Origin of the sequence: Flavobacterium polysaccharolyticum (assembly GCF_038739875.1) — a bacterium.
Classification (GTDB): Bacteria; Bacteroidota; Bacteroidia; order Flavobacteriales; family Flavobacteriaceae; genus Flavobacterium; species Flavobacterium polysaccharolyticum.
This window is the reverse complement of sequence record NZ_JBCGDP010000002.1, coordinates 360293-367629: the sequence shown is the minus strand read 5'-3', so window position 1 is coordinate 367629 and position 7337 is coordinate 360293. Positions and strand designations below refer to the sequence as shown.

5 protein-coding genes and 1 rRNA gene are annotated in these 7337 nt (G+C 33.4%); 3 read left to right on the top strand and 3 right to left on the bottom strand.

From position 1 onward, the window contains the following. Both rrf and WFZ86_RS03480 read left to right on the top strand, forming a co-directional pair. Positions 1-88: ribosomal RNA gene (gene rrf, locus WFZ86_RS03485) — 5S ribosomal RNA — on the top strand; the annotation flags it as partial. A gap of 147 nt (positions 89-235) precedes the next feature. Continuing rightward, complete coding sequence (locus WFZ86_RS03480; protein WP_342690638.1) at positions 236-868, top strand: endonuclease III domain-containing protein; 633 nt, start codon at positions 236-238, stop codon at positions 866-868. A gap of 69 nt (positions 869-937) precedes the next feature. On the opposite strand, the gene WFZ86_RS03475 is transcribed toward WFZ86_RS03480, so the two are convergent. Further along, entirely contained in the window at positions 938-3694 is a 2757-nt protein-coding gene (locus WFZ86_RS03475; protein WP_342690637.1) for an AsmA family protein, read from the bottom strand. 21 nt (positions 3695-3715) lie between these two features. Further along, positions 3716-4297, bottom strand: a complete 582-nt coding sequence (locus WFZ86_RS03470; RefSeq protein WP_342690636.1) for a MiaE family protein — start codon at positions 4295-4297, stop codon at positions 3716-3718. A 111-nt stretch (positions 4298-4408) separates the two neighbouring features. On the opposite strand from WFZ86_RS03470, the gene WFZ86_RS03465 reads away from it, so the two are divergent. Next, on the top strand, positions 4409-5641 hold the full coding sequence (locus WFZ86_RS03465) for a glycosyltransferase (RefSeq protein ID WP_342690635.1): 1233 nt from the start codon (positions 4409-4411) through the stop codon (positions 5639-5641). 54 nt (positions 5642-5695) lie between these two features. Here the strand turns inward: WFZ86_RS03465 and WFZ86_RS03460 are convergent, their stop codons facing one another. Then, positions 5696-7333 carry a 2-oxo acid dehydrogenase subunit E2 gene (locus tag WFZ86_RS03460; RefSeq protein WP_342690634.1) on the bottom strand — a complete coding sequence of 546 codons (1638 nt, stop codon included), beginning with the start codon at positions 7331-7333 and terminating at the stop codon, positions 5696-5698. Between the last annotated feature and the right edge of the window lie 4 nt (positions 7334-7337).

Below are 7337 nucleotides of genomic sequence, written 5' to 3'. Positions count from 1 at the left end.
GCTCACCTCTTCCCATTCCGAACAGAGAAGTTAAGCCCGCCTGCGCAGATGGTACTGCAATTTGTGGGAGAGTATGTCGCCGCCTTTCTTTAAAGAACCCCTTCATCAGATGATGAAGGGGTTTTTTTATTTAGTTTTTTTCTTGTATTAATCTATTGGTTAAGAAAATAGTGGATATAAATGATTTAACTTTATCTTACTAATGTTTTTTATCATTGACTTAAAGAATGTGTTTATGGATTTATTTGACGATCGTAATTGGTCTATTTTGTTAGAACCATTAATTTTAAGTTATAAAGGGAAACCACATCCTCTGCATTATAAGAATAGTTATGAACTTATTGTTATGGTTATTTTAGCCGCTCAAGATTCTGATGAAAATATTAATCGATTGACTGTCCCTTTTTTTGAAAAGTATCCAAATTGGTTCTCCTTAATGTCGATTAATGTTGCCGATTTGTATCCCCTTTTGGATTCTATTACTAATTTTAAGAATAAAGCAAATTGGATTATTGATTTAGCAAAAGAATTTAATGATAAAAATTTACCAAAAACAATATCGGGTTTGACTAGATTTAGAGGGATTGGGAGGAAATCAGCTCATGTAATTCTAAAGGAATTAGGGTATAATCCTAATGGTATTATGGTCGACTTGCATGTCTTGAGGGTTGCACCAAGATTGGGTATTGTCCTATGTTTTAAAGACGCGGATAAAATGGAGCAACAATTACTTTCAAAATTAGATTCTTCAATTTGGTTAGAAATAGGAATGGCTATTTCTTTTCATGGGAGATTGATTTGCAGACCTATTCCGAATTGTAGATCTTGTAACGTTAATACAATTTGTGATTATTATAAAAATAAGTGAAATGTTTTAAGTCACTTCTTTAAATAAAAAAAGCCAATAATGTATATTGACTTTTAATCTTGAATTTAATTATTCTGTTTCTTTATCTAACGTTTCTTCTAAATCTTGGGTTTCTTTACCAATTTTTATTTTTGGATTGTCTTTGTTGCCTGTTACGGTTATTGGTATTCCAAATATTCCCAAGGGAGGAAGTCCCAGTCTCATTTTAAGATTTAGTTTGCCATCTAAACTTGTAGTTCCTTCTATTCTCGGTCTAAAGCCTGCGAATTTGAATTTGAAACGTTCAATGGTCATTATGTTATTTTTAATTGAACTTTTAATATCAACTTTAGAAAGTTCAGGATTCTTCATTTTGTCGTTATTGGTTTGGCTTCCAACTACATTAAACATTTTCATTCCATAGAGTTTAATATCTTTTACAGATAAAACTCCATTTCCTAATAAAGAGGGAAATACGGGTTCCATATTTGCGTTTAAACGGCCTTTAAGTTTGTAATCTAATGAAACTATTCCTTGTGCTTTTTCAGCAGCGCTTGCCATCTCACGGAAAATTTTAACTTCTTTATAGGCTCTTTTTATATCAAAGTCTGTAGCTTTAATTTGGTATTCAAACAAAGCCTTTTTACTTGTTAAGCTTTCGTATAAGGCGTTCATTCCTACTTGACATCCAATCAGGTTAAAATTGGTGTTTTGAAGGTATAATTTACCGTTTTTCATTTTCAGATTACCATTGGCTTTGCTAAGATGCAATTCTTGAAAATCTACTTTTTGGGCAATGGCTTTGAATTGCAAATCAAGATTTTTGGGGATAATTATGACTCCTGTACTGGTTGTTGTTTTATTAGGTGTTTCTTTGGTAGAATTTGTTGCCGCAGTATTGGTTTCTAATGTGTTCATAAACTCATCCGCATTAATATATTTTGACTGTAAGGTAAAAGCACCTTTTAGTGTTCCTTTTCTTGGACTTAAAAAATTGAATACATTTTTTAGATAACCATTTAATTTAAAATCAGATTGACTGTAACTAGCCAAAAAAGTGTTGAAAGACATTTTGTCTTGATTGAATTTGAAAATACCTTCTTTGATTAAAAGCTTTTTTGGAAGATATGATGATGATATCGCAATATTTCTAACTTCTAATGTTCCTTTGTTGTTCAATTTGTTATAGTTGCCTTTTTCTGCATCACTTTGTTTTCCTTTAAGAGCTAAATCAGCTTTAATGTAGCCATCAACATCTAATCCTTTTTGTGAAAAGACTTTGTATATTTTGCTGATATTTAAAACACCTTTTGCCTTTACATCGTAAGTCAAATCTTTAAAATTTTCTAAGTTAGCCTCCACTGTAAAGGGTTCTTGTTCAAAAGTAAAACTTGCAGGTTGTAACCTAATTTTTAAATCATCGATAGAACCTTTTTGATTATTTATGGTAGCATTACAATTGATGTTGGTGATTGGATTTGGATAAAATTCCGTTTGAATAAATCCATTTTTAAGATCAATAGCGATATCAGCTATAGGAAAACTGTTGGTTTTTGCATTATACGTTCCATTCATTGTTCCTTTTCCTGTCAAAAGTCCTTTTACGGTTAAATTTGGAATTCCTAATGCATTATTTAGTTTTTCTAAATCAATGAAGCTGTACAGTTCGCCATTCAATTCAATATTTTCAACTCCTTTAGAGTGCCATTTTGCTTTTAGGTATTCTTTTTCAATATTCAAAGAAATACCATTAACATCTAAAAGCAACTGGTTCGGGTCAAGGGATTGTAATTTTGCGCTAAAATCTAAATTTAGGTTAGAAACAGGAAATTTACTTTTATTGTAATTGACAAAACCGTTTTTTATTTTTAAATCCAAATGTAAATCTGGGGCTATTTTTTGAGAAGCAATGTATTTTCCTTTTAGGGTTAAAAGCAGGTCGGTTTTTCCTTTGATTTCTGTTTTTTCTAGCCAGGTAATAAATTTTGGAGGAAAGGCATTAATCAAATCATAGAGTTCGCTATCATTCGATTTAATGTTAAAATCAATATTGTATCCGTCTTTTAGGAAATCAAATTTACCTTTGAAATCCACTAATAATTTATTTATGTTCAGATTATTTTCTTCAAAAACAAAAGACAAAGAGTTTACATTAACCTTCGTAATTAAATCACCTTCTACTTTTTTATTCATCAAATACGGTTCGTTTTCGTAGATGAAATTCATTTTAGAAATGTTAATGTTAGAATATAAATCAAATAAGTCTGAACTTAAATCTCCTTTTCCTGTATAATTAAAATTAAATAAATCAAGATGAATCGCCGTTGATTGGTCGTCATAAACTACTTTACTGTTTACGATTTCGATTTTTTCAAGTTGTAAAGCGGTACTGCTTTCTTCTTCATTTTCTTTAGGGGTTTCCTCGCTTCCTTTGTACACATTGTAATTGGCTTGACCATTTTTGTCAACCTTCACATTGATGTTTCCTTCGGTTACAATAATTTGGTCAATGTCTACTGCTTTTCCAAAAAGTAAACTTGTTACATCGATACCAAAAGCGATTTCTTTGGCAGTTACAAATTTTTCTTTTTCAAAAGGAATAGAACCATTTAAATTGACATCGTTTAAAGTCAACGTCAATGATGGGAAATGTTTAAAAAACGATAGATTAGCGTCTCCGTAATTAAGTTCTCCTTCTAGTTTGGTATTGGCATATTTTTTTACTTCATCTTTTATTGTATCAGAAAAAATAATGGGTGTAAGGAACATCACAACCAAAATACTACCGAATGCTATTCCTAAATATTTTACTGTTTTTAAGAAGATGTTTTTTTTATCTATCGCCATTTTAAGTAAAGTGTATGTTATTTATCCGTGTACAGTTTCTGATTTTCCATAATTTCCAATGATGGAACTTTCAAAATCTATCCATTCTTGCCAACGTTTGTCTATATCTGTTTTTTCTGTATATTGTCTGGAAAACTTCAAAAATGTTGTATAATGACCCGCCTCACTTACCATTAAATCGTGATAGAATTTTGCTAGTTCTGGGTCTTTTATGTTTTGAGAAAGCACTCTAAAGCGTTCACAACTTCTGGCTTCAATCATAGCTGCAAACAATAATCTTTCTACTAACGCGTCATTTCTGCTTCCGTCTTTTTTAGCAAATTTGACCAAATCATTCACGTAATTATCTTTTCTTTCTCTTCCTAAGGTTAACCCTTTTTCTTTAATGATGTTATGAACCATTTGAAAATGTTCCATTTCTTCTAAAGCAATTCTGGTCATTTCTGTCACTAATTCTTCTTTTTCTGAATTATTGATGATAATATATATGGCATTGGAAGCCGCTTTTTGTTCACACCAAGCATGATCGGTAAGAATCTCTTCAATATTTGATTCTACGATATTAACCCATCGTGGGTCAGTAGCTAATTTTAATCCCAACATAATATTATTCAATTTATTGACTACAAATTTAGCTTTTTAGTTTTGATTTTTCTTTCAAAAAGCTAGAATCAGAATGAAATAGTATTATTTTGTACCCACAATTAATTTAATATGAAAAAACTATTGGTAATTGGTTTTGTTTGTCCAGAGCCTAATTCTTCGGCTGCGGGAACTAGAATGCTGCAAATCATTGGTTTGTTTCAAAAGCAAGGATGTGAAGTTACTTTTGCCAGTGCTGCACAGGATAGTGATTTTATGGTTGATTTATCAAAGTTTGGTATTCATAAAGTTGCTATAAAGCTAAATGATTCTAGTTTTGATGAGTTTGTCAAAGCAATGCAGCCCAATGTGGTTTTGTTTGATCGATTTATGATTGAAGAACAGTTTGGGTGGAGAGTTATTGAAAATTGTCCTAATGCAGTTAGAATTTTAGATACAGAAGATTTACATTGTTTGCGAATAGCGCGACAAAAGGCATTTAATCAAAATCGACCATTTTCCATCAATGATTTGCTAGTTGAAGATGTTGCAAAGCGAGAGATTGCTAGTATTTTGAGATGTGATTTGACTTTAATGATATCCGAATTTGAGATGGATCTTCTGCAGACTGTTTTTAAAATCGATTTCTCGTTATTGTTTTATTTACCCATTCTTTTGGACGGATTCGAAGCTTCTTTTGAGAAAAAATTACCTTCTTTTGAAGAGCGAGAAGGTTTTGTCTTTATTGGAAACTTTCTTCATGAGCCCAATTGGAATGCCGTTCAATATTTGAAAGAGGCGATTTGGCCTAAAATTCTTCAAAAATTACCGAATGCTACTTTAAAAATTTACGGTGCGTATCCTTCTCAAAAGGTACTGCAGCTTCATCAGCCAAAGACTAATTTTTTTATTATGGGACGCGCTGAAGACGCTCAGGAAGTAGTGCAACAATCAAAAGTAGTTTTGGCTCCTTTGCGTTTTGGAGCGGGTATAAAAGGTAAATTATTGGAAGCAATGCAAACAGGTACACCTAGTGTAACCACTACTATTGGTGCAGAATCTATGCAGGGAGATTTGCCTTGGAATGGCTATGTTAGTGATGCTGTTGAAGATTTTGTGGATGCAGCAGTGCAATTGTATACTGATAAATCCATCTGGCTTACATCACAACAATATGGTTTTTCTATTTTGAATAAAAGATATCAAAAGGATCTTTTTGAAGGTGTTTTTGTAGAACGATTACACCATTTGTTGTCAGCCATTGAGGAGTATCGACGGAATAATTTTTATGGTGCCCTTTTGCAACATCATACGCTCGCCAGTACAAAATACATGTCCAAGTGGATTGAAGCCAAGAATAAGTAAAAAAATCCCGTTTTGAAAGTTCAAAACGGGATTTTATGATAAAGAAAACTTTTGTTATGCTAACATAGTTACTGGGTTTTCAATGTATTGTTTTAATGTTTGTAAAAACTGAGCGCCTGTCGCTCCATCAATAGTTCTATGGTCACATGCTAACGATAACATCATAGTGTTACCAACTACAATTTGTCCATTTTTCACTACAGGTTTTTCAACAATCGCTCCTACAGAAAGAATAGCTGAATTTGGTTGATTGATAATAGAGTTGAATTCAGTAATTCCAAACATACCTAAATTAGAAATGGTAAAAGTACTTCCTTCCATTTCAGTAGGTAATAATTTTTTGTTTTTTGCTCTTCCAGCTAAATCTCTTACGCTTGCACCAATTTGAGATAAACTCATACCGTCAGTAAAAGGTAATACAGGGACAACTAAACCATCTTCAACAGCTACTGCTACACCAATATTTACGTGATAGTTGATAGTGATTGCATCCTCTTTCCACTGTGAATTGATTTTTGGGTGTTTCTTTAATGCCAAAGCACTTGCTTTGATTACCATATCGTTGAAAGAAACTTTTGTATCTGGCACAGTATTGATTACTGCTCTTGATTTCATAGCTTCATCCATACTTACTTCAATTACTAAATTATAATGAGGTGCTGTGAATAAAGATTCTGACAAACGTTTTGCGATAATCTTACGCATTTGAGAATTCTTAATCTCTTCTGTGGCTACTTGTCCAGCAGGAACATAAGGTTTTGGAGCTGCCACAGTTTCAGTTTTAGCAGCTGGTGCTTGTTGTGGAGCTGCTTGAGGAGCAGTATTTGATTGTGGCGTAAAGTTTTCGATATCGCTTTTTGTGATACGTCCATTTTCACCGCTTCCTTTTACTTGTGATAATTGGATACCTTTTTCTGAAGCTAATTTTTTAGCTAAAGGGGAAGCCAAAATTCTTTGTCCGTCAGCACTTGGCTCTTGAATAGTTTCAATGTTTTTTTCTGTAGTTGCTGGTGCAGCTGCTGTTTCTGTTGCTACAGGTGCAGCAGTAGTTCCGTCAGCAGTAAAGCCAGCTGCTACTCCAGTAATATCAGTTCCTGCAGGGCCAATAATAGCCAAAAGACTATCAACAGGTGCTGTATTTCCTTCTTGAATTCCTATGTAAAGTAAAGTTCCAGCATTGAAAGACTCAAACTCCATTGTAGCTTTGTCTGTTTCGATTTCAGCTAAAATGTCTCCTTCAGCAATGGTGTCACCTACTTTTTTTAACCAAGTTGCAACGGTACCTTCGGTCATAGTGTCGCTTAATCGAGGCATAGTCACTACGATTACTCCTTTTGGAAGTTCTGTAGCGGTAGTAGTTGCTGCTGGAGTGGTAGTTGCTTCTTTTGGAGTTTCAGCTGCAGCTGTTGCAGGAGCAGTAGCTCCGCCAGCAATTAAGGTAGTTACATCTTCACCTTCTGCTCCAATAATAGCAAGTAGCGAGTCTACAGGTGCAGTCTCTCCTTCTGGTATTCCAATATATAATAGCGTTCCTTCATTAAAGGATTCGAATTCCATTGTTGCTTTGTCTGTTTCGATTTCAGCTAGAATATCTCCTTCATTTATTTTGTCACCTACTTTTTTAAGCCAAGTTGCTACCGTTCCTTCCGTCATAGTGTCGCTCAAACGAGGCATTGTAATAATTGTTGCCATAATG

Excerpts from the sequence above, each read along its gene's own strand:
- WFZ86_RS03465 (WP_342690635.1), top strand. The coding sequence starts at position 4,409 with ATGAAAAAACTATTGGTAATTGGTTTTGTTTGTCCAGAGCCTAATTCT.
- WFZ86_RS03460 (WP_342690634.1), bottom strand. The coding sequence starts at position 7,333 with ATGGCAACAATTATTACAATGCCTCGTTTGAGCGACACTATGACGGAA.
- WFZ86_RS03480 (WP_342690638.1), top strand. The coding sequence starts at position 236 with ATGGATTTATTTGACGATCGTAATTGGTCTATTTTGTTAGAACCATTA.
- WFZ86_RS03470 (WP_342690636.1), bottom strand. The coding sequence starts at position 4,297 with ATGTTGGGATTAAAATTAGCTACTGACCCACGATGGGTTAATATCGTA.
- WFZ86_RS03475 (WP_342690637.1), bottom strand. The coding sequence starts at position 3,694 with ATGGCGATAGATAAAAAAAACATCTTCTTAAAAACAGTAAAATATTTA.